Annotated in this window: 17 protein-coding genes and 1 pseudogene; 12 read left to right on the top strand and 6 right to left on the bottom strand. The window is 41.6% G+C overall.

Going from position 1 to position 22247, the window contains the following annotated elements; genetic code table 11:
- The first annotated feature begins 380 nt into the window (after positions 1-380).
- A complete protein-coding gene (locus JWG44_RS14800; protein WP_205275776.1) occupies positions 381-1943 on the top strand; it encodes a chloride channel protein in 1563 nt (520 codons plus the stop codon).
- A gap of 336 nt (positions 1944-2279) precedes the next feature.
- Here the strand turns inward: JWG44_RS14800 and JWG44_RS14805 are convergent, their stop codons facing one another.
- Positions 2280-2606 (bottom strand): hypothetical protein, encoded by a 327-nt coding sequence (locus JWG44_RS14805; protein ID WP_408611987.1) that lies wholly within the window; start codon positions 2604-2606, stop codon positions 2280-2282.
- Positions 2607-2839: 233 nt separating this feature from the next.
- On the opposite strand from JWG44_RS14805, the gene JWG44_RS22335 reads away from it, so the two are divergent.
- Together JWG44_RS22335 and JWG44_RS14815 are read left to right on the top strand one after the other, a co-directional pair.
- The gene (locus JWG44_RS22335; RefSeq protein WP_232371663.1) at positions 2840-3109 is read left to right on the top strand and encodes a DUF5360 family protein; all 270 of its coding nucleotides are present in this window, start codon (positions 2840-2842) and stop codon (positions 3107-3109) included.
- Positions 3110-3226: 117 nt separating this feature from the next.
- Positions 3227-4786, top strand: coding sequence for an SDR family NAD(P)-dependent oxidoreductase (locus JWG44_RS14815; protein ID WP_205275777.1), 1560 nt, complete (start codon positions 3227-3229; stop codon positions 4784-4786).
- Positions 4787-5422: 636 nt separating this feature from the next.
- Here the strand turns inward: JWG44_RS14815 and JWG44_RS14820 are convergent.
- The gene (locus JWG44_RS14820; RefSeq protein ID WP_205275778.1) at positions 5423-6724 is read right to left on the bottom strand and encodes a UvrD-helicase domain-containing protein; all 1302 of its coding nucleotides are present in this window, start codon (positions 6722-6724) and stop codon (positions 5423-5425) included.
- A 530-nt stretch (positions 6725-7254) separates the two neighbouring features.
- Between JWG44_RS14820 and JWG44_RS14825 the strand changes: the two genes are divergently transcribed.
- From JWG44_RS14825 to JWG44_RS14835, 3 genes are all read left to right on the top strand, one after another.
- Complete coding sequence (locus JWG44_RS14825; RefSeq protein ID WP_205275779.1) at positions 7255-7587, top strand: hypothetical protein; 333 nt, start codon at positions 7255-7257, stop codon at positions 7585-7587.
- A 98-nt stretch (positions 7588-7685) separates the two neighbouring features.
- Positions 7686-8330 carry a DedA family protein gene (locus tag JWG44_RS14830; RefSeq protein ID WP_205275780.1) on the top strand — a complete coding sequence of 215 codons (645 nt, stop codon included), beginning with the start codon at positions 7686-7688 and terminating at the stop codon, positions 8328-8330.
- Between the two features lie 44 nt (positions 8331-8374).
- The gene (locus JWG44_RS14835; RefSeq protein ID WP_205275781.1) at positions 8375-9397 is read left to right on the top strand and encodes a hypothetical protein; all 1023 of its coding nucleotides are present in this window, start codon (positions 8375-8377) and stop codon (positions 9395-9397) included.
- Between the two features lie 44 nt (positions 9398-9441).
- Here JWG44_RS14835 and JWG44_RS14840 read toward each other — a convergent pair whose 3' ends face one another.
- Positions 9442-10596, bottom strand: coding sequence for a DUF1577 domain-containing protein (locus JWG44_RS14840; RefSeq protein ID WP_205275822.1), 1155 nt, complete (start codon positions 10594-10596; stop codon positions 9442-9444).
- A 481-nt stretch (positions 10597-11077) separates the two neighbouring features.
- On the opposite strand from JWG44_RS14840, the gene JWG44_RS14845 reads away from it, so the two are divergent.
- The 5 genes from JWG44_RS14845 to JWG44_RS14865 all read left to right on the top strand — a co-directional run bounded on the left by JWG44_RS14845 (position 11078) and on the right by JWG44_RS14865 (position 18742).
- Positions 11078-11416 carry a hypothetical protein gene (locus JWG44_RS14845; protein ID WP_205275782.1) on the top strand — a complete coding sequence of 113 codons (339 nt, stop codon included), beginning with the start codon at positions 11078-11080 and terminating at the stop codon, positions 11414-11416.
- Positions 11417-11457: 41 nt separating this feature from the next.
- The gene (locus JWG44_RS14850) at positions 11458-13686 is read left to right on the top strand and encodes a carbonic anhydrase (RefSeq protein ID WP_205275783.1); all 2229 of its coding nucleotides are present in this window, start codon (positions 11458-11460) and stop codon (positions 13684-13686) included.
- A gap of 135 nt (positions 13687-13821) precedes the next feature.
- Complete coding sequence (locus JWG44_RS14855) at positions 13822-14196, top strand: hypothetical protein (RefSeq protein ID WP_205275784.1); 375 nt, start codon at positions 13822-13824, stop codon at positions 14194-14196.
- Between the two features lie 108 nt (positions 14197-14304).
- Positions 14305-15660, top strand: coding sequence for a TolC family protein (locus tag JWG44_RS14860; protein ID WP_205275785.1), 1356 nt, complete (start codon positions 14305-14307; stop codon positions 15658-15660).
- Positions 15626-18742 (top strand): efflux RND transporter permease subunit, encoded by a 3117-nt coding sequence (locus JWG44_RS14865; RefSeq protein ID WP_205275786.1) that lies wholly within the window; start codon positions 15626-15628, stop codon positions 18740-18742. The genes JWG44_RS14860 and JWG44_RS14865 overlap by 35 nt, the downstream gene beginning before the upstream one ends.
- A gap of 84 nt (positions 18743-18826) precedes the next feature.
- Here the strand turns inward: JWG44_RS14865 and JWG44_RS14870 are convergent, their stop codons facing one another.
- Together JWG44_RS14870 and JWG44_RS14875 are read right to left on the bottom strand one after the other, a co-directional pair.
- Positions 18827-19747 carry a lipase family alpha/beta hydrolase gene (locus JWG44_RS14870; protein WP_205275787.1) on the bottom strand — a complete coding sequence of 307 codons (921 nt, stop codon included), beginning with the start codon at positions 19745-19747 and terminating at the stop codon, positions 18827-18829.
- Between the two features lie 357 nt (positions 19748-20104).
- Positions 20105-20309 (bottom strand): annotated as a pseudogene (locus tag JWG44_RS14875) (lipase); the annotation flags it as partial.
- A 436-nt stretch (positions 20310-20745) separates the two neighbouring features.
- On the opposite strand from JWG44_RS14875, the gene JWG44_RS14880 reads away from it, so the two are divergent.
- Positions 20746-21264 carry a hypothetical protein gene (locus tag JWG44_RS14880; protein ID WP_205275788.1) on the top strand — a complete coding sequence of 173 codons (519 nt, stop codon included), beginning with the start codon at positions 20746-20748 and terminating at the stop codon, positions 21262-21264.
- Between the two features lie 67 nt (positions 21265-21331).
- Here JWG44_RS14880 and JWG44_RS14885 read toward each other — a convergent pair whose 3' ends face one another.
- A complete protein-coding gene (locus tag JWG44_RS14885; protein WP_205275789.1) occupies positions 21332-22222 on the bottom strand; it encodes a hypothetical protein in 891 nt (296 codons plus the stop codon).
- Between the last annotated feature and the right edge of the window lie 25 nt (positions 22223-22247).

Raw genomic sequence — 22247 nt, forward strand, 5'->3', positions numbered from 1 at the left:
ATTCATATTGAGTTGTTAGTTTTTAGCGGCAGCTTGTCTTTCTTGCGTGAGCCAATACGGGAGGAAGGTTTTAAGATACTGTATTGAATTGCGTTGTTAAATGAAGTTGCAGCTTGACGAACGATGAGATCCGATGTATCAAAAGAAAGAGATTCATGATTAAAAAAATAATTTCGTATGTAACATTGTCTTTGGGCCGAATTCAGTCGAAAATCGAAATTCGACAATTTTTTCTTTTCTCAAGCGTTATGGTAGGTCTCTGTGCGGGATTTGCAGCCATTTTATTAAAGACCCTAGTTCATTTTATTTCGCAGATTACGTCATTCGGTCAGAATTCATTCATCGGATATTGTGTCCCTTTTTTTCCGTTCGTCGGAATCTTGTTCACTGTCATTCTCGTTCAAAAGATTTTTAAGGGTTCATTTGAAAAAGGAACGGCGAGTATTCTGAACGCAATAGAAAATCGATCCAGTCTCATCCCAGGGATACAAGCAGTCTCCCAATTAATAACGAGCGCGTTAACCGTCGGTTTTGGAGGATCCGCGGGTCTTGAATCTCCCATCGTGAGCGCAGGCGCGGCCATCGGTTCGCGATATTCGCAATCCTTTCGGTTTAATTTTAAAGATCGAACGATGCTCTTAGCGTGCGGTGTAGCTGCGGGAATCGCCGCCGCATTCAACGCACCGATCGCCGGAGTAATCTTCGCTTTAGAAGTTCTTTTATTGGATTTAAGTATAACTGCCTTTACTCCGGTGATCATTTCGGCGGCAGTGGGTGCGTTGTGTTCAAACGTAATATTAAAAGAGGGAATTATTTTATCGTTTCATCTTCAACAACCCTTTAATTACAACAACGTTCCTTATTATATTTTATTAGGAGTTTCGTTAGGCTATATATCCGTCTACTATTCGAGGACTTTTTTAAAAGTGGAAGCCTTATTCTTACGATTTACCGGCAATCTATATACAAAGGTCTTAATCGGCGGTCTTATTTTGGCGTTCTTGGTAATTTTATTTCCCAGTCTCTACGGTGAAGGATATTCGAGTATAAAAATTCTTTCGTTGCAAAAACCGGAAAAATTATTCGACGAAAGTATTCTCAGTAAATTCGGTTCGAATGAATGGATTATCTTATTCTTTATCGGAGCCGTTCTTTTGATCAAGGTCGTTGCAACCGGGGTGACATTGGGAAGCGGAGGCAACGGAGGAAACTTTGCGCCTTCCCTTTTTGTAGGCGCCTACTTCGGATTCTTTTTTTCTAAATCCGTGAATCTTATCTTAAAAGGCGATCTTCCCGTCAGCAATTTTACGATCGTCGGAATGGCGGGAGTGCTAAGCGGTATATACCATGCACCTTTGACGGCGATCTTTTTGATAGCGGAAATCACTGGCGGATATACATTGATGATTCCCCTTATGATCGTTTCCGCGATTAGTTTCACCGTTTCGAAATATATCGAACCTTACCCGATGGACATAAAGATGATCACCTTAAGCGGGCGATTAAGCCGGAACGATAAGGATAAGAGCATATTAAAAAATTTGGAAATTCAAAAATTAATCGAAACCGATTTTCATAAAGTACTATCGCACGAAAGTCTAGGAGAATTGGTAAAATTAATCTCAAAGTCGAAAAGAAATATTTTTCCGGTCGTGGATGAATTCGATCAACTGTCCGGAATTATTAAATTAGACAACATTCGGGAACTTATATTCGATTCCGATCTTTACAACAAGACTAAGATTAAGGAACTATTGGAAAAACCGGAAGCCGTTATTCTTATCAATGAGTCCATGGAATCTGCGATGAAAAAGTTTGATGAAACGGAAGCCTGGAATCTTCCGGTCGTTGACAATAACAAATACGTCGGCTTTATTTCAAAATCAAGAGCCCTTTCCTCTTATCGAAACAGACTGATATTGGGTTCCGGAAGCGAATTTTGAACGATCACTTGTAGTGAGTAAAAAATAAAAGGCAAACTCCGAAACGGAGGAAGAAAAGGCGCGTTTTATTTTATCACCGCGATATATTCAAATTATTACATACGATTGAACGTGAAATTGTCCGCGGCTTGGATTGTCTCAAAAGAGTTTTTTGAACGTGCAACTTCGATCGATTTGTTTTGTATCATCGAGGAAGATAACGATAGGATGAACGCGTATCGGAGTCGCGAGTCTGAAATCGAATGTAGAACATGAAAGAAAACGTCATATGAATTTCGATTTACAGAGACATTCCCGCTCCGTAAATCGAAATCGGATTCTAAAAGATTTAGGCTTTTAATTTGCGCCCGGAAAGCTAGTCACATATTGGATTTTTATGTCCGGAAAACTTGTAACAAACTGAACCTTTGTATCGGGAAAAGAATTTACGATTTCCCATTTTCCGCAAGAATCCGGAAACGAAGTCACCTTTTGCACTTTTAAATCCGGAAAGGAAGTGACTTCCTGCACCTTTACGTCCGGAAAACTCGTAACGATCTGAATTTTTCCGTAAAGTTTTTTCCCGTTGAACGTACAACCGGATTGAACGTTTCCGGCGTAAAGCAATCCGGCTCCTATCGTCAGACAAATCAGAAAAGCGATCATCAACATTTTCTTTGTCATTTGAATACCCCTTTTGGCTGCTTATGTAATCTTGGAAATTTATTATTGAAACTATTTTTTACGGATTCGAATCAAAATAGTAATGAACAACTTACTATCCGGACTTTTTCTTTTCACGGATATCGGCTTTATTCTCTATTGAATGGTCACCGGTTTTCACTGGATTCCTGAATCGTATCTTTTTAAGGACTATTCAATCCGATTTTTATGGATTGGAATTGGTCTTTTTGCCGTTGGACCTGTTCGTTTCCATTACAGGATTTTATAGTCTTTATCTCAGAAAACGTAAACGTCCAGAATGGGAGAGAATGGCGTTGATCTCCTTGGTTCTCTCGAGTTCTTCCGGATTACAGGCAATTGCCTTTTGGAGTTTTCGAACCGACTTCGATCCTTCTTGGTGGATTCCCAATCTTTATCTTCTCCTCTATCCGATTTACTTTGTCTATCGACTTCTATTCGTATCTTCTGCGATCGAGGACAAAATGTTTAAGAAGAATTCTTAAAAAGAAGCGTTCTTTTTTCTTTTGAAATTGAGTTGATCAATCGACTGTTTTTTTCGGTATAGTTGAAACGGATAAAGAAGAATCTAACTTTTCCCTTCCTCATCCAAGCGATCCTTTATGAACGAATCGAAAGACAATTCGAATACAAATCCGGACCCGGAAGAGATACAACGTTGTATTCGTCTATTGGAAACTCTTGCCGAAAGACCTGAACTTCTTACGTCGATTCCCGAAGAGGAACGAATCGCTTTGATGATAGTCTCCGGAAAAATATCGCGTCCCGATAGAAACGAAATTAGAATTCGAAACAAGACCATCAAACGTTCGAGAAGAAAAGAGACGGTAACCCAAGAAAAAAAAGCGAGAGCGTTGACCGGGATTCGTGTTGCGAGAACTGCCACGGTATTTAAGGCCCCTTTACAAATCGCGGATCAAACCGATATTTGGAAAAGTAAGGACGCTCCCGAGCTCACTTCTCCTCGGAACTGCTACGTCTGCAAAAAAGAATATACAAAACTTCATTTCTTCTATGATTCCATGTGTTTGGAATGCGGAGATTTGAATTACAAAAAGAGATTTCAGATCGCGTCTCTTCACGGTCAAGTTGCGTTGATCACGGGTTCTCGGTTGAAGATCGGTTATCATTCCAGTTTGATGCTTTTGAGAGCGGGAGCCAAAGTGATCGCCACCACTCGTTTCCCCGTGGATGCGGCGATTCGTTTTTCGAAGGAATCCGATTTCAAGGATTGGTCCGATCGTCTTCAGATTTTCGGATTGGATCTAAGACATACGCCGAGTGTGGAACTTTTCGCGAGTTATATAGAAGAAACGATCGATCGTCTCGATATTCTGATCAATAACGCCGCACAAACCGTAAGAAGACCTCCGGGTTTTTACGCGCATCTGATACAAGCGGAACAGACGGATTTTCAGGACTTACCTCCGGACGCGCGCAATCTTTTGAAGTTACATCAGGATTGCAAAGAGCGTCTAACGTCATTCGGCGGTCCGAACCTTGCTAACGAAACCGCACTTCCCGTAAGTTGGAACGGAAAAATCCCTGGAGTGGGGATTCGATCTTCGGCTCAACTTTCACAGATTCCGTATTCTCATGATAATTCTTTCGAATTGGAGACGGTGTTTCCGGAAGGACAAATGGACGCCGATTTACAACAAGTCGATCTGAGAAAGACTAACAGTTGGAGGCTCAAGTTGGGAGAGATTCAGACTTCGGAAATGCTCGAAGTCCAACTTGTAAACGCGGTAGCGCCCTTTGTTCTCTGCAATCGTCTGGTTTCTGTTATGCGAAGGGACAACACCGGTCAAAAACATATCGTAAACGTTTCCGCGATGGAAGGAAAGTTTCATCGTTTTAAAAAAGAAGATCGTCACCCTCATACAAATATGGCCAAGGCGGCGCTCAATATGCTGACTCATACATCGGCGAGCGATTTTGCCAAAGACGGAATTTATATGAACGCTGTCGATACCGGTTGGGTTACCGACGAAGATCCAGTCGAACTTTCCCAAAGAAAACAGGATCTTCACGACTTTCAACCTCCTCTGGACATCGTGGACGGAGCAGCGAGAGTCTGTGATCCGTTCTTTGACGGAATCCTTACGGGAAAACATTGGTGTGGAAAATTCTTAAAGGACTATTTTCCGATCGATTGGTGACCTTTTTCCGAAAGGTTTGAAATTTTAGAATATTCTAAAATACTTACTTTCGATCCGTTTTTATCCTATCGAAAATCAGCCTTTGTTTTTTGATCGAATTGTTTGTCCAAAGATCCGTCGACCTCCAAAAAAGCGAGCCGCTGAGTCTCAAAAAAATGTAGGAACTCCAATGAGAATTTAAGGGCGATCAGCCATTTAGAAACTTCGTCAACCGCTAAAGGGACGTAATCTGTAGGAACCATAACCTTACCCACAAAGTGGACTGAATCTTTAAAAGAATTTGTCGTAACAACGACAATCCTCCGTGAAAGCCGCGCGCCCCGCCCTGTTCTTGGGTGGCGGGGCGGGTGGCGGAAGACTCCCGGAGATTTTCCTATATCAGAAAATCAATATTTTGCAAGTAAAAAGTCTCGAATGTAGGAACTCCTACAAAAATTTTGATTGGGATCGCCCTGATTCGAAATCGTTTTTTTAACTTGTGGGTAAGAAGATGGTAGGAACTCCCGCCTTTTTATTACGAGCTTACAGATTGTTGTCAGCTTTTAATGAAAACCCGTCCCCGCTTTAGGACAGGTTTTTGAAGCAGGATTTTTCTCATAAAATAAATCTAAGAAAAAGATATTTTGGAAAGAAATTTCAAAGTAAATCTTCCTCCTCGATCGTTTTTAATTTTCTAAAATACCGAAAGAATTCGTTTTCAATCGTTTCTCTTCGGGAATTTTTAGCGGCGCCTAACACAAAGAGACGATCTTCAGCCCTGGAAAGTCCCACATAAAGAATTCTTCTTTCTTCTTCGATCGTTTCCAAGGGAGAATCGGGTCTTGCGTTCCAGCCGTCCGAAAGATCCACAAAGACTGTATGAAATTCCAAACCCTTGCTCGCGTGAATCGTCATCAGATATTCTTCGGGAATTCCCGCTCGCACATATTCTCCGATTCTAAAATTGGAACGGCATAGAATTTTTACGTTTCCATGCGAAGAAGGAATCGCTCGGAGGAGATACGGGGCGAGATCAGCGGTTTCTTCCATCGGAATCTTTCCCACCAATCCTTTTCCCTTTCTTGACGAGAGGATCTTCTTTTCGATTCGATTTTGATTTTTTCGGATCGGTATGTCCGATATTTGAATGATCTCCGGAAGGGACCGATAGTTTGTGTTTAAAAAATGAATCGCCGCTCCCGAAAAGAATTCTTTGAATTTTAAAAAAGGTTCCGAAGTCGCTCCTCGAAACGAATAGATACTTTGTGAGTCGTCGCCTACGACAGTAATCGAGGCGCTTTCCGATAAACACTGCAAAAACGAAAGTTGTTCCAGATCCGTGTCTTGAAATTCATCGACTAAAATTTTCTTTAGATTTTGTTTTGCGGGGAGGGTCCATTCTTCATCGGATTTTAGGCCGTCCAGAAAAAGAGTCACCAAATCCTCGAAATCCAAAAGAGAGTTTTCTTTTTTGTGGAGTTTATAAGAAAATTCTAATTCTTTTAACAATTCCGGAAAATTATCCCTTATATAAGATATGTTTTCGGCCCAGAAGAGTTCGTAAGGAATTCCTCCAACGAGAAATTTTTCCTGCCTTAAAAATTCTCTGTAAAAAATATTTTTCTCTTCGGGCGGAAGAATTTTAGGTTTTTGCGTTTTGAATCTGGGATGCCATCGACCGAGAGCATAAAGACAGAACGCGTGAAACGTCTGCACTCGAATCGAATCCGACTTTGTTGTTTTTCGAATTCTTTCCGAAATTTCTCCGGCGGCTTTTTTTGTAAAAGTTAAGACCAAGATCGATTCTTCCGGAAATAATTTATCCCTTAAAATCCGTTCCACGATTCCGACCATGGTGCTCGTTTTGCCGGAGCCTGCCGCGGCTACGACTTGAACAAATCTAGCGTTTTCATCAATCACCGTTTTCTGGGCCGGGCTGTATTGAATTTTTGATTTCATCGTCTCCTCCGTTTTTTACGGTTCCGAGAGGAGATCGGAAAACGGGTGAAAGTTTCCTTTTTTCCGTAAGAATGGATTCTTACAAAAAAAGAATTCACTTTAGGAGATTTCTGAATCCTAATTTGAATTTTCTTTTGATCACAGGTCTTGAAAAGTCCGGTTTCTCAAATTCAGAAGGCAGTGAGTTGGATCCGGTTTTATTTTCGATATTTTCTTTCTATCGGATAAGCTGAATGGAAATGGAAGAGGTTTTGTAAAATAAGTGACTGAATTGATTGGCCCATTGTATTTTCAAAAAAAAATGAGGGATCCGGAAAATCCGGATCAACCGGAAAAAGGCTGTACTTCTTAAAAAAGAAAATCAAAGTTAGGACAGATTGATTCCAGGTTTTGATTGGAAGGGAAGTTTAGAATTTTCTCTGGACTTCGATGAGGATTCGTGAAACGGCTTTTCCGATATCGATCGTAGGGATCCGGAAAAGATTTTTGGTCCGATTCAAAAGAATTCTCCAAAGAAAAGGTATAATAGAATGATGACTGAGAGCCCGATCCATATTCTTCCGAGAAAAAGAACCCGGTTTCGTGCGACGGTGGTCTCGATTCTCAATCATAAAAATCCGGAACAATCCAGGATCTTGCTGCAGGACATTTGTCTTCTTATTTCCGGAAAACCGGTCATTCAATCCCAACTATTTTATCTTTCCCGAAAGTTTTCTTCTATGGTTTTGAAATCCGGAGACGAAGTCGAATTTGACGCAAGGATCAAACCGGACAAAAAGGGAATCTCTTCCAATTCGATCCGTCTCAACTATCCAACGAAAATTTTCCGTTATAACCCGGGAAAAGAAAGGCTTCTATTTTGAACCTTTTACGAGTTTGACTTGTCTGCTTCCTCCGAAATTCTATCCTAAAATATTCAAACACAGTGAACCTGGCTCGTCTTTAGAGCAAGGGAGGAACCTTGGAAACCCTTAAGTTTTTTCTCGACTTCTTTTTGAACTTGGAAACGCATCTGGACACGATCATTCAGACGTATCAGAGCGGAACCTATATCATTCTTTTCTTAATCATCTTCGCGGAGACCGGTCTCGTGGTGACTCCGTTTCTACCGGGGGATTCCCTTCTTTTTGCGGTAGGAGCTTTTATCGCAAGGGGCTCTTTGGATCTCACGAGCACTCTTATTCTTCTGATCATCGCGGCAATTTTGGGCGATACGGTAAATTATTCGGTGGGGAATTTTACCGGTGAAAGGATATTAGAAAAAGAGAAAATTCCCCTCATCAAAAAGGAACATTTGGAGAAAGCTCACCGTTTTTACGAGATTTACGGCGGAAAAACGATTATCATAGCACGATTCATTCCGATTATTAGAACTTTTGCACCTTTTGTCGCCGGAATAGGGACCATGACCTATGTTAAATTTGTTGCATATAATGTGATCGGTGCGATTTTGTGGATCTCAATTTTTATCTTGGGCGGTTACTTTTTCGGAAACTTGGATTTTGTGAAAAGAAACTTTAAAATCGTTATTTTCGCAATTATCATCATCTCGGTGATGCCGGCCGTCATCGAGTATCTAAAAGAAAGAAGAAAGGGTAGAATTTAGAATTTTTCGAATCAAAAAGACCCGCCCGGATTTGTAGGTAAGCAGTGAACTTAAAAGAAAGCTTTATTACTAAATTCGCGGCGAGCGTCGTGAAACCACGATTCGAAATCTGGTTTGCGGTCGTTCTTATTCCTGAAAATAAGCAGGCATTTTGGGTCCGTTATACAACTCTCAACCCCAAGGGGAAATCTGGTCTTTATCCGTCCGCGGTTCTCTGGGCTTCCTTTTTTGATATTCAAAAACCTGAAAATCATCGAACGGCGGTTCAATCTTTCCCTTATCAGAAGATTTCGATCGAAGAAAACTCGATCGAATTTCCGGGTGCGTCGGTCGGTCCCGATCACATGAAGGGAAAGATTCTGACCGGAAAAGGGGAGACACTCAGTTGGGATTTTGAATTTAAACACAAACTTGAACCGGCGGGACATCTTCCCCGTTGGCTGGACCGATCCCCGATTCCTAAAACGAGAAGTATCGTAAGTTCTCCTTTTACGGAAGTCTCGGGAACGATTGAGTTAAAGAATAAAAAATATACATTCAAAAAAGGGAATGGACATTTCAATCATATCTGGGGAACAAACCGAGTCGCCGAATTATTCTGGACCTTTGTTCCCAAGTTTGATAAGGATCCTGAAAATTGGTCTTTGGAAATCGTTACGGTTCGTCCGCAACCTTTGGCTCCGACTCTGACGTTTGTGACCCTTCTAAGAGACGGTAAGCCGATTCATCAACATTCGTTTCTCCGTTCTCTGAGGAGTAAAACGATCGTATCGTATCCTAAACTTACCTTTCGAACTCGTTTGGACGACTATGAGATTTTTGTGGAAGGGGAAATGGACCCGGTGCAAATCGGTTCTTATAACTATCGAGATCCGGATGGGAGTCCCAGATATATCGAACAAAGCGATATCGGAAGCGTTCGTTGTGTGATTTTGCATAAAGGGAAGGAAATAATTCTGACTTCGAAACACGGAGCCGGGGTGGAGTTCCACGGTATGAAACCCTGGAGAGTCGATCACAAATATTTGGATCCTTACAGTGAAGATATCAAGGCCGACGCGGATTAAAAGCGAGAAAAACGTCCCGTCTTTTTTTAAGAATTAAGAATTCGTTACGAATTCTCGGAGCGGTCTTTGCTCAGAAGCTCGACGTTCTTTTCGTAACGGTTTCTTTCTCCGGGCAGGTCCGATTTACCGGTAAGTTCGATTCCCAAAATCAGATGATTGTTTTTGTCTTTTTTAAACCAACGAATCAATCCATGAACCGTAAACGGCGCCTGCATACGAAAGAAGATGTCGAAAACAAAACCGTCTTGTTTTGGCAGAGTTTCGATCAAATGAGCTTGATCGATTTTTACTTTGATTCCGCCGCGAGAAACCTCGAGTATTTGAAAACGTTCCACAGTTTTGATCGTGTTGGATTCTTTGATTCTTTCCACCATATCCTGCGATAGGATCCTGAGTTCTTCTGCGTATTGTTCGGTAAGATTCCGTTCTTTGCTCTGAACCCAAATATAACCGATCGGAATTTTTTCATCCGCGTGATTCGTGTAAACGATCGGAACTATCAGCTCGGAAATAATTTTTTGATCTTTAAAATTTTTGATACAAGACGCGAGATCGTCGTCGATATCTTTTTCATAGTCGAGTCCGCCCGGAGAAGATTTTTTATAAGAATCAGGATCTTGAGTGTTTTCTATCAGAAGATATTTCCGGTTTTTTTTAACGATTTCGAATTTACGATCCAGACCGGGTTTGAACGTATCTATATGGATAATGTCCTTGCTTTTCTGTTTGAGACGATTTTTGTAATCCTCAAAGTTTACTTTTACGAGAGTCGGAACGTTGAACATGTTCGTTTCGATGATCGTTTTTGAGGAAACGACATTCGTAACATAGACTTCGCCGGGTTGAACCATAAAACGTCGGTGTTCCCTGTTCTTTTTTGCGATCGCTAACTTTTCAACTTTGAGGGTGGCGTGCGATTTTTCAATTTTTTGCACGAGTACACATTCCAATTGAATGTATTTGGCAAGAATCATAAAAAGAATAAAAGAATTATCCCCGGAAGAATCTTCGGGATTCAGAAGTTGGACAACGATCTTATCCCCGCCTTCGAGAATTTTTCTGATAACGGCCTTTTGATCGAACGGGTCGATTTTAAAAGTCAGTTCTTTATCAAAAAGATATTTAGTAATCACGTGATTTTTCTGTTCGATGGAAGTTATGATATCCATCTCTCGTTTCTCTTTTTGTAAGTATTCCATTCTCATGTGTCTTTACTTTTATAGGAGCGTTTGATTTCAAAGGGTTTTGGTAAACGAAAATTAATATTGTCTAATTATAAAATGATAATGCTTGGTATAGTCGTATCCAGATGTGGATTCTTCTTTTTCAAAACTACAAATATGCATTTCTTCCGGAAGAACTCCTTTTCTTTGGAAAGAAAATGACTCAAAATTGTCATAAAATAATTTCCAAGAAAAATTTGGAGATTTAGGAACGCGATTTCGGGGAATTTCCAAAGGTAGATTTTGAATTTATTTCAAGCAAAGACACTCTGGACGATCGTTGCCGGCGTTTTTTTATAAAATTCTTTCTAAAGAAGGGCTTTGGGCCTGAAAACGGACATCCGTTCTCAAAGAAAATTTGCCCGATTCGAGTAGTCCGTTTTCTGACTGTTGAAAAAATAGGCGAATTCGCACGCGGACCGGTCTAAATATCGAAAGGGCGGATTTTTGTTTTTAGATGAGTAAATTGATATCCATAAAACACAGAAAAATAGGCGCGCTCTTGAGTGTTTTTTTGATTCTTTTCTGTTCGGTTTTACTGATTCCTATCATGGATTCCGGAAAAGATGCCTCACCAATTTCCGCCGCGAGCGAAAGTTCGGAAACTAACGAAGGTGAAAAGGAAAAAACTTCCGAACTGAAGTTGGAAGATTTGAATTCCTCCGATGATTCGTTTTTTCTCGGCGTTCCTTTTGAGATCGTTTCCTATTACGACCCTTCCGATTTTATTCTCCCTCAACTCTATTCTAAAATAGAAAATCCTCCGCCTGAAAAACTCTCCCCTTCTTCGATTTAATCTATTTCGGATTAACCGGTTTTGTTCCGGTGGGAGTTTTTATGAATTTATTGCATTCTTTTCGTAACGTCTCGTGGAATCACGCGAGACATGATATTTCAGCCAGTTTGGTGGTTTTTTTAATCGCCTTGCCCCTTTGTATCGGGATTGCGTTCGCCTCGGGCGCTCCGATTCTTTCCGGACTTATCGGCGGAATGGTCGGCGGTTTGGTGGTTTCCTGGATCAGCAAATCTCCGTTATCCGTAAGCGGACCGGCCGCGGGTCTTACCGTTATCGTTTTGGATTCTATCCAAACATTAGGAAACTTTAATGATTTCCTTTTCGCGGTTTGTCTTGCGGGAGTGTTACAGATTCTCTTGGGTTTTTTGAGAGCGGGAATTCTGAGCAGTTTTTTTCCGTCTTCGGTGATCAAAGGAATGTTGGCGGCGATCGGAATCGTGTTGATCTTAAAACAGATTCCGCACGCCGTGGGTTACGATATCGATTACGAAGGAGATTTGAATTTTTTTCAAAAAGACCGCGAGAATACGTTCACCGAAATCTGGAACGCTCTTCTTCGGTTTACTCCCGGAGCGGTTTTTCTCTTTATCGTTTCTTTGTCTGCGATTCTACTTTGGGAGAAGTTCCAACTTCACAAACGTTTTTTAATTCACGGATCTTTGATCGCAATTTTGGCTTCGGTTTTTTTAAATCAGGCAATCGTTCCTTTTTTTCCGATGTTAACGGTCGGCTCGGAACATCTTATTCAACCGATCCAACTCGGAAACGTTTTCGACCTGTTTCAAGATCAATACTATCCTAGTTTTTCCCAATGGAAGAATCAAACCGTCTATTGGATCGCGGTTAAGATCTGCGTCGTGATGAGTTTGGAAACCCTTCTCAACCTGGATGCGATCGAAAAGATCGATCCGCAAAGAAGAATCGTTTCTAAAAACCGGGAACTCATAGCTCAAGGGACTGGAAATTTAGTTTCCGGAATTCTGGGCGGTCTTCCGATCACTTCGGTTATCATTCGCAGTTCGGCGAACCTGCAAGCGGGCGCAAAAACTCGCTTGTCCGCTTTTCTTCACGGAGCTTTTCTTCTTCTTTCCCTCGTTCTGATTCCGGAATGGATCGCTAAGATTCCACTCGCGTCTTTGGCTGCTGTTCTTTTGGTGGTCGGCTATAAACTTACGGATTACGGGATTCTTAAAGCTCAATATAAAAAAGGGATGGATCAATTTCTTCCGTTCGTCGTTACGATTATCGGAATCGTCTTCACGGATATTCTGATCGGAATCGGGATCGGTTGTGCGTTTGCGATCTTTTTTATTATGAGAAGAAATATCCTAAATCCTTACGAGTTTAATAAAAAGGAAAAAGCTTACGGCGTGGAAGTTCGTATCGATCTTTCGGAGGACGTCTCTTTTTTGAACAAATCGAGTATGTTGTATAAACTCGATCAAGTGGCGGATAACTCGCATTTGATCATAGACGGTTCCAAATCCAAATATATCGATCCCGACGTTTTGGAGATTATAGAGGACTTTAAGATTTCTGCAAGTGCGCGGAACATAAAACTCGAAATCATCGACGTGATTACTCCTTATGAAAAAATCAAAAATCGACCTTTTGATCTCGTCGCACAGCAAGATTATCAAAAACTTTTTGATAACAATCGGATTTGGGTCGAAGAGAAACTGGCTCAGAATCCGGATTATTTTAAGAATTTGGCCCTCGGTCAGGCTCCTCAGTATCTTTTGATTTCCTGTTCCGATAGTAGGATTTCGGTGAACGAGATGACCGGTACAAGCGCCGGAGAACTTTTCGTCCACAGAAACATAGCCAACCTAGTAATCGATACGGATATGAACTTGATGTCGGTCCTCCAATACTCCGTAGAAGTTTTAAAGGTCAAACACATCGTCGTATGCGGTCACTACGGTTGCGGCGGCGTAAAGGCCGCGATCGACGGCAAGTATCACGGTCTGATCGACGCGTGGCTTCGAAATATAAAACAAGTATATCGTATGAATCGTAAGGAACTCGGTTCTATTTTGGACGAGGATAAAAAACACCAGCGTTTGGTCGAACTCAACGTAAGGGAGCAGGTTTATAATCTTTCGATGACGACGATCGTTCAAAACGCCTGGAGTCAGGCCAACGATCTGCAACTCCACGGTTGGGTGTATGATATCAAAGAAGGAAAGATTCTCGATCTCAACATCGATATAGATAAGGACTTTCGAGACTACGATATCTTTCGTTATCAATTTGAAACAAAGGTATAAAAGAATAACCTTGCGAAAGAGAATGCGAAACGATCTCATCGACGTGATTTTGTTCCGCATTCTCTCTTAAAAGGCCTTAAGTCATAGGCCAACTTTTTCCATTGACAAGCGACGAGGTGAAGTAAGCTGGACTCTATGAGTTCGGCAATTTTTAAAACATGGATCGCTCTTACGATACTTTCCATTTTTGTTTTAATCTTTGATTGCGGACCGGTTTGTGAATTCGATTCCAAACTTACGAAAGAAATTCAATCCTCGGCGCCTTGTCATCAGGAGCAAAATTCGGAAGAAGCTCCCGGTTGCGAATGGGACGCCGGTTCTATCGCACTTTCCGAAAACGATTCGCAATCCTTTAAACTTTTAAAAGAATTTTTTCCTCTTCACTATAGATCCGCCGATTTACTTTTTTCTTATGTTTCGATTTTTTATTTTAAAAAATTCTTATCTAATGATTCTAAAAAAAAATCGATCGCTCTTCTGATCCTATCTATCGTTCGTATTCTCATTTAAGATTTCCTTGTATTCTATTTTCTCCCGAAGAAGAGGTTTTTTATCAGTTCAATCGGATGGATCTGAAAAATCGGGAGAATCGATCTTCATTTCAAGGAGGTATACTTTATGAAATTAGAACGAAATCGTTTCCATTTATTCGATCTTAGTCGAAGGTTTTTTAATTCAGGGAGAATTTTACGGCAAAGGAACGTTGTCTTTATTCTTTCGTTTTTGATCGTAATCGCGGCGCCGTTTTCGATCGATTCTAATTCTTCCAAGGAATTGGATATATCGTCTATTCTGAGTTTGGCGGAAAAAAATTCTCCCTTGCTCATTTCCCTCAATGCGGACCTGGAAACTCTTTTTTATCAAAGAAAACAACAAGGTAAAACTCAAAATCCTTTTGTGACGATGGATTATGGACAGAGAACCGCCGCAGGAGGAGTAGGTTCGGAATACGCGATGCAATTCGAACAACCCATTTATTTCCCGGGCCGTAAAGAATTACGTCAGATCTTAGTCGATAATGATTCCCGCATCAAGGAGATTCAGTTGGCCGAAGCGAGTAACTCGATTCGTTTTAACGCGCTTAAGTTCGCTTATCGATATCTCGTTTCAGCGAGTAAAAAAGATCACGTTCAGGAAAGGCTTCGAAGGCTTTCGATCATCGAAAGTTATATTCGAGCGAGACCTTTTATCACTCCTCAGGCGAAAACGGATCTGTTTATCATTCAGAGAAAAATTTTAGCGCTTAGAAAACACTTTAACGATTTGGAATTGGATGCGAACAAACAATACGAAGCGATGAATCTTTATCTTATGCTGGAAACCGCGCCGTCGGTTAGAATTCCGTTTTTTTCGGAAGGTGTTAAGTTCGATTTTAAGGAACTCCAAGACAAAGCGGTTTCTCGAAATCTAACGATTCTGGCGGCCAGGAGTGAAATTGAAAAGGCTAAAACGGAACTCAATATCGCCAATTTAGAAAAGTATCCGGACTACTCGATTGTCAGTCAGGTTGGCGAGGACAGATCCGGGGTTGCGAACCGATTTTACGACGTCGGCGTAAAGTTTAAACTTCCGGTTTGGGATCAATTCCAAAATAAAGTTTCCGCAGCGGAGACTAACGTTAAGTCCAAACAAAGTCTTTTGACTCATCAGGAAAATTTAGTAAAAACCTCGTTTAGACAGGCCTTCTTGGACTACGAACAGGCAAAAATAAATCTTAAACTTTTCAATCTATCCAAGTTAGACGAAATTGAACGAGATCTGAATTACGCGGACGTAGAGTTTCGAAAGGGCAGAATTCTGATGATGAGTTATTTGGAACTCGAAAATCAACTCCACGAAACCCATCACGCAATCCTGGACGCTCAGATCGCTCACGTGGAAATGCTTTTGAATCTGCTCTACGTTTCAAACGAAAAAGAAATTATAGGAACCTTTAAACATGCTGTCCAGACTTTTGAATATCAGCTTAAATAATCCGATTCTTTCGGTAGGAATCGTATTTTTCTTATTTATTTATTCTTTTTTTACGCTTCGAGAAGTTCCCATCGACGCGGTTCCGGATATTACGAACGTTCAGGTGATCGTTACGGTGAAAACCGGATCTTTGGATCCGGAACAGGTCGAAAAAGTGGTAACGTTTCCTTTAGAAACTGAGCTCATGGGAATGCCGAATCTAATCGACGTCCGATCGGTCTCTAAATTCGGACTTTCTAATATATCTTTAGTCTTCAAAGAAGGGACCGATATCTATCAGGCGCGAGGAATGGTTCTGGAAAGAATCGCAAGCGCCAAAGAGAAACTTCCCAAGGGAATTTCACCCACGATCGTTCCCAATACGACGGGACTCGGCGAAATTTTCTTTTACACCGTGGAGGCGAAACCGGGTTCTAAGTTAGCCGCTCTTCCGGAAAAGGATCGTCTTCTTTTTTTAAGAACCGTTCAGGATTACACCGTACGTCCGCAATTAAAAGCCCTTGTATCGGGGATCGTGGAAGTTGATTCCAACGGAGGTTATGAAAAGGAAATTCATATCGATCTCAATCCGCATAAGATGAAAAACTGGGGAATCACAATCGATCAATTGACAAACGAGTTGACTACGATCGGAGAAAGTTTCGGCGGAGGGTTTATCGAAAACGAAGGCAGGGTTGCCATCGTTCGCGCGTATGGAATCAAAAAAAGTTTAGGTTCATTATCGCAAGTCACCGTTAGGCGGACAGTTACGGGTCAACCCATTCGAGTTTCCGATATCGCACAAGTGAACGAGCACGGTAAACAAAGATTAGGCGGAGCGAGCGCGGAGGGGAAGGAGATCGTTTTGGGAACCGCGATGATGTTGCGGGGAGAAAATAGTTATCAAGTCAATTTGGATTTGAACCGGGCCGTTTCCCGTTTGAATCTTCCGGAAGACGTTCAGGTAAAGGTGCTTTTAGAACGGTCGTTTTTGATCCATTCTACGATTAAGACCGTATTAACAAATCTTATCGAAGGTGCGGTCCTCGTAATTCTGACGTTATTCTTCATTCTATTCAACATCAAGGCCTCGATCATAGTAGCGATGATCATTCCCGGATCGATGTTACTGACTGCGATCTTTATGAAGTTTTTCGGCATATCGGCCAACTTGATGAGCTTGGGAGCGATCGACTTCGGACTAATCGTGGACGCTTCGATCGTAATCACGGAGAACGTTCTCACTCGATTTGAAAAAGAAACCTATCGAAACAAGGAAGAGAAAATCAAAACGATCTCTCAGGCTTCTATCGAAGTTCTAAAACCGGTTTTTTTCGGGGTTGTGGTTATCATGCTTGTTTACCTTCCGATTCTTACACTGGACGGAATTCCCGGAAGAATGTTTCGACCGATGGCGGAAACCGTTTTGTTGGCGTTGGGATTCAGTCTGATCTTAGCCGTGTTTTTATTACCTCCGCTTCTTTTCTTTTTTATTTCACCGGCGGGAAATCACAAAAACAAAAAGATCAAGAAGAGTCGTATCGTCGAACTTTATTCTTTTTATCTGCCGCGTCTTTTGGACAAACCGAAACCGATCGTGATCGGATCGATCGTATTCTTTCTGTTGACCTTGTTTATTTATTTTAGAATGGGGACTGTATTTCTTCCAAAATTGATGGAAGGAGATTTGATGCTGGTCGTCGTGAGAGAAGGAGATATCAGCATCGAAGAAAGTTTGAGAGAACAGAAAGAAGTGGAGAAACTTCTAATGACGTTTCCCGAAGTTCAGAGCGTTTTTTCAAGAATCGGAACCAGCTCCGTCGCGAACGATCCGATGGGAACATTCAATGCGGATACGTTTATCATCCTAAAAAAAGAAAACATAGCGGACTTGCTTAAGGAAAAAAATTGGGAAAAGTTTTTGGATAAAATTCACGTTCAAGTTCAGGAACGATTCCCTAAGTCCGAGCTTACTCTGAGTCAACCTCTGGAAGCTAGGTTTAACGAACTTCTGGAAGGAAGTCGCGCCGATATCAGCGTAAGAATTCTCGGAAAAGATCTCAATACGCTTTTGGATTTGCAGAGTAAACTCAAGGAAACTCTTCACAATATTCCGGGCGCGGCGGAAGTCGAATTGGATCCGATCATGGCTCTGAGAAAATCCAAAGTGATCGATATCACTCCCGATCCTGATAAATTAAAATATTATAATATTTCCCTTCCGGCGTTTAACAGCGTGGTGGAGGCCTCCATGAGCGGATTCGAGCTCGGAGGATATTACGAAGAAGAAGTCAGATTTCCCATCAAAATTTGGTTATCGGAAGACTTTCGAAATCAGGAATCCGAAATCGCAAACATAGGAGTTGGAACGATCGACGGCGGAATGATTCCGATTAAATTACTAGCTTCGATCGATAAAAAGGAAAAGGTTATGACTATATCACGAAATCGCTCCCGAAGGTTCGTTGCGGTTTCGGTAAATCTTAGAGGAAGAGATCTGGAAGGTTTTTATACGGAAGCGAAGGAGAAAATTTCTAAGATGGGAATTCCCAAAGGTTACTCCGTATTTTGGGGCGGTCAGATCGAAAACCTCGCAAATGCAAAGAAAAAATTGGCGATCATTCTACCTTCTACCTTTTTGATGATCTTCGTAGTTTTGTATCTCGGTCTTCGTTCGGTTCGTCAGGCGTTACTCGTATTCTTTTGTGTTCCTTTTGCTCTCACCGGAGGAATTTGGTTTCTTTTTTTGAGAGGAATGGATCTGAGCGTTTCCGCGTTTGTGGGTTGTATCGCGTTATCCGGAATCGCGGTCTTGAACGGACTCGTAAAGTTGGATACGATTCATAGAATCAGGGAAGAAAAGAATCGATCCGTAAGGGAAGCGGTCTTAGAAGGGGCTACGAGTAGAATACGACCGGTGATCATGACCGCGCTTGTGGCGTCTTTCGGATTTTTACCGATGGCGTTCGGTTCCGGTCTGGGTTCGGAAGTGCAAAAACCTTTGGCGACGGTGGTGATCGGGGGAATCATTTCCTCCACGTTGCTTACTCTCGTGATTCTTCCCGTATTTTATTACTGGTTGGAAAAGAGTTCCGAAGATTAGAAAAATGGAATGTTTTTTTAGGAAGAGAAAAGTCGAAATTCTTCCCGCAATCGAAAGACTACGGGAAGAATTGAAGGAAACTAATTATTGATTACTTTTTGCGTTAGACGCCATTTTTAAAAAGTAAGCGTTTGTATCGTACCAAAATTGGCCGAGATACAGCGCGTTTGTCGCTTCCAAGTGATCGACACCCGTTGTCAAAAGAGGAATGGAAGGTCCGCCTTTCCACGTTCCCCATCTTTGAGAAGAATCCGGAACCACGCCGTCGTTGGCGATGCTCATTCCGTAGAAAGGAGCTCCGATCGCACAGATTGGATAGATGATTCCCATCGCAGGGTGTTGAATCAAATCCGGAACAGAGATCGTAGATCCGTAAGAATAATATTTTACTCCTGATACGTTCGGAGCCGCAGCGTTCAAAGCCTTCAAACCGTCGGTCGTAAGAAGTTTCAAAGCCGCCGTTGCGTTTTGGCTGGAATCACCGTAAACAAATCCGATCACGGTATTGAGTACCGTAGAAACATAAGGAAGCGCCCAACTTGGAATTACGGTCGCAACGATGTTCGCAACCGGACTTCCTCGGTGGGGCGTATTCAAAGTAGTCAGGGTCGCTACCTTTCCACTCATAGAAAGATTCGATACCATATAACGAGCATCCAATCCTCCTTGAGAATGTCCGATGATATGCACTTTACCGGTGTAATTGTTTGCGGCCATTGCCGTTAGGATTGCATTCTTCAATTGAGAAGCTCGGTTAGAACTCGAATTCAATGCTGTAACGGAAGGCGTGAGTACGGTTGCACCTTGATTTCTCAGATACGCCGCGTTTCCACCCCAATAATCGACAACTGTGGAACCGTTTCCCCAACCGAATAGACCGTGAGCTAACACGATAGGATAGGATCCGGAAAGGGGTTTGCTGGAAGAACCGCCTCCGGAAGCAGAAAGAACGCTTGTTATAAAAAAAACAAGCAATACGCTTAAAATTCTCATCACTTTTTTCATTTGTTTTTAACCTCATGCTCTTTGGAAAGAGCGCAGGACGAAAGATAATAAAGAAGAAACCTCGTTCAAGAAAAAAATGTTAAGCGAAATCGATTCTTGCAAGTTTTTATTAAATAACGTACGTTTGTTATATAATGTCTGTAAGAAAATTATACAATCCGAATATGCTTAAAAAAGAATATAGAGTTCCGATTTTTTATGGAGCCGTGCGTTGCGGTTTCGAATTGCAAACGAAATCCCGTGGAGAGCCGCCAAACTGCGGGATCCAGCTTCAGAGGAGTCAATTTGGGAGAATGGAAAAAACAAGTCATAGATAAAAAAAGCTTCGACGTGAGATTTTTGATTTTTCAGGAAATCTTATTGATTGCTCTTTGCGTTCGAAGCCAACTTGAGAAAATATGAGTTCGAATCATACCAGAGTGAGCCCATATAAAGAGAGTTCGGCGTTTCTAAGTGATCGAACCCGGTTGTAAGCAGCAAAATCGAGAATCACCTTTCCCGGTCCATCTTTGGGAAGAATCCGGTACGGTCTGTCGTTTGCGATGCTAAGCCCGTAAAAAGGTCCGCTGTTCGGTTGTAGTAAACTCAAAGTCTTTTTTGCCTGCGGATAAATTTCAAAACTTTTTCATTTCCAGGACGGTTGGTTCCCTTTCTCCTAAATATCTATCTCCTGAGTAATGCTCGCGGTTTAGATTAAAAATCCACCGATTCTCTTGATGAGAATTATGGAATTATTTTATAACAAAGAGTGAAAGTATTTCGAAGACGCTTTTTCTAAGATTAAAAAAAGATCGACCTTACGATTCTTGATCCATAATCAATAAAATATTTCTAGATTGAATCGTTTTTTGTTGGGATTCCAGTTAGAATTTCGATTTCTATAAGAGTCCTCGTTCGTAAGAAGAGGTTTTTATTTTCGAACGAATTCTGAAAGGATTATTCTTCCCTATGCAAAAAACATTCAGAAATTCTAAAATACGAATGAAGAGGATATTGTTTTGATTTTTTCAACCACTCTGTTTTTGATTCTAAAATTTGTTCACGTCGCCTTCGGAATTTTTTGGGCGGGAGCTGCGTCTGTCATGGCAATTTTTGTATTACCGGCCGCGAACGCGTTGGGGCCGGACGGCGGTAAGATGATGCAACAAATCGCCAAAACGAATTCTTATCCGATCGTTTTAAATACCGTAACATTCGGGACGCTCTTAACCGGTCTTTTGTTGTATTGGAATCTATCCAACGGATTCCAGTTGGAATGGATTTTTTCGCGATACGGGATTTTGCTCGGAATCGGAGGAATGCTGGGTGTGACGGCTTATTGTTTCGGTTTGTGGATCAATCTTCCCACGGTCAAAAGAATCTCCGAGATCGGACAAATTTTTCAGAAAGGAACTCCGAGTCCGGAATTGATCGCGGAATTGGGAAAGCTAAAAAGCAAGTTTTTGTTTTCCACTCGAGTCATCGCCGTTTGTGTCGGGTCCGGAATTATGCTGATGGAATTTGCGCGGTATCTTTGATTGATTTAGATATTTTATAAAATTATAATATTCCCTTTAGTTTTTCGGAGAATAAGGGTTTAGAAATTTAGAGACGGCTACAGTCGCGGGGTTTTTTCGGGTTTTGGATTTTGGGAAGGTCGGAAAAGGACAAAAACGGATTCGGTTCCATTTTGGTTTGATTTTGATCGGAAGGGCTGATCCCGACGGAACCGAAAGAGGTCGGCGGATAAAAGCAGAGTGGAAACTCGTTAGTCTTTTGAAGAATCGGTTTTTCCTTTCGGATTGTATAAACGAATTCGGAAATTTGAATATAGATTCGATCCGATTTGTCCGACCAACGCAACCTATACGAGGGAGTTTCCTTCCACTCAGGCAAAGGAATCCGGCTCGTCGGTTGTAGCAAGCCGTCCGAACCTCTCGAAATCCAGAGCAGTTCCGGTTGTAAAAATTCTAGGTCTGCATCGGTGGCCGCGGTAATCATAACGACGGAATTTCCGTCAGGTGAAGGAATGATTTGTAAAACGACCTGGTCCGGTTTTAAATGTGTCGAGATCGAAATTTCTTTTTTCTCACTCAGATTGAACGCGCTCGGAATTCTTACAAAACTTCCGTATTGGTCGTCGGTTCCCCCGATCCAATACAAGGCTCCGGTTGAGGAATGATAGTAAACCGTTCCCGGTAAAATCCAGGACGAAAACGGAATCTCTTCCACAGGATTCGAAGATCGAGCGGGATCAAAAATTCGTATTACGGAACGATAATTTCTTTTTAAAGTCGTCCCTGAAAGCGGATTCCAAGAATCTTTTTCTTCATATAAAACTTCGGTTTGAACGATTTCTTTTCCAGATGAGGACCAACCTCTTTCCAGGGATAAGGAGGAATTCTTCCAGATCAAAAACGAACAGGAAGGAATTAAGAATACCGAAAACATACAAACGTATTTCCGAATTTGTGTGGCGTAAGTTTTAAACGGCATTGGATTTTTCAAAAAGTTTGCGGTT

The sequence above is a fragment of the Leptospira ainazelensis genome (assembly GCF_016918785.1).
GTDB lineage: Bacteria > Spirochaetota > Leptospiria > Leptospirales > Leptospiraceae > Leptospira > Leptospira ainazelensis.

What these genes read in the sequence shown, in the direction of transcription:
- JWG44_RS14815 (WP_205275777.1), top strand. Translation starts at nt 3,227, where the DNA reads ATGAACGAATCGAAAGACAATTCGAATACAAATCCGGACCCGGAAGAG.
- JWG44_RS14805 (WP_408611987.1), bottom strand. Translation starts at nt 2,606, where the DNA reads ATGACAAAGAAAATGTTGATGATCGCTTTTCTGATTTGTCTGACGATA.
- JWG44_RS14870 (WP_205275787.1), bottom strand. Translation starts at nt 19,747, where the DNA reads ATGAAAAAAGTGATGAGAATTTTAAGCGTATTGCTTGTTTTTTTTATA.
- JWG44_RS14820 (WP_205275778.1), bottom strand. Translation starts at nt 6,724, where the DNA reads ATGAAATCAAAAATTCAATACAGCCCGGCCCAGAAAACGGTGATTGAT.
- JWG44_RS14865 (WP_205275786.1), top strand. Translation starts at nt 15,626, where the DNA reads ATGCTGTCCAGACTTTTGAATATCAGCTTAAATAATCCGATTCTTTCG.
- JWG44_RS14825 (WP_205275779.1), top strand. Translation starts at nt 7,255, where the DNA reads ATGATGACTGAGAGCCCGATCCATATTCTTCCGAGAAAAAGAACCCGG.
- JWG44_RS14860 (WP_205275785.1), top strand. Translation starts at nt 14,305, where the DNA reads ATGAAATTAGAACGAAATCGTTTCCATTTATTCGATCTTAGTCGAAGG.
- JWG44_RS14885 (WP_205275789.1), bottom strand. Translation starts at nt 22,222, where the DNA reads ATGCCGTTTAAAACTTACGCCACACAAATTCGGAAATACGTTTGTATG.
- JWG44_RS14840 (WP_205275822.1), bottom strand. Translation starts at nt 10,596, where the DNA reads ATGGAATACTTACAAAAAGAGAAACGAGAGATGGATATCATAACTTCC.
- JWG44_RS14845 (WP_205275782.1), top strand. Translation starts at nt 11,078, where the DNA reads ATGAGTAAATTGATATCCATAAAACACAGAAAAATAGGCGCGCTCTTG.
- JWG44_RS14850 (WP_205275783.1), top strand. Translation starts at nt 11,458, where the DNA reads ATGAATTTATTGCATTCTTTTCGTAACGTCTCGTGGAATCACGCGAGA.
- JWG44_RS14855 (WP_205275784.1), top strand. Translation starts at nt 13,822, where the DNA reads ATGAGTTCGGCAATTTTTAAAACATGGATCGCTCTTACGATACTTTCC.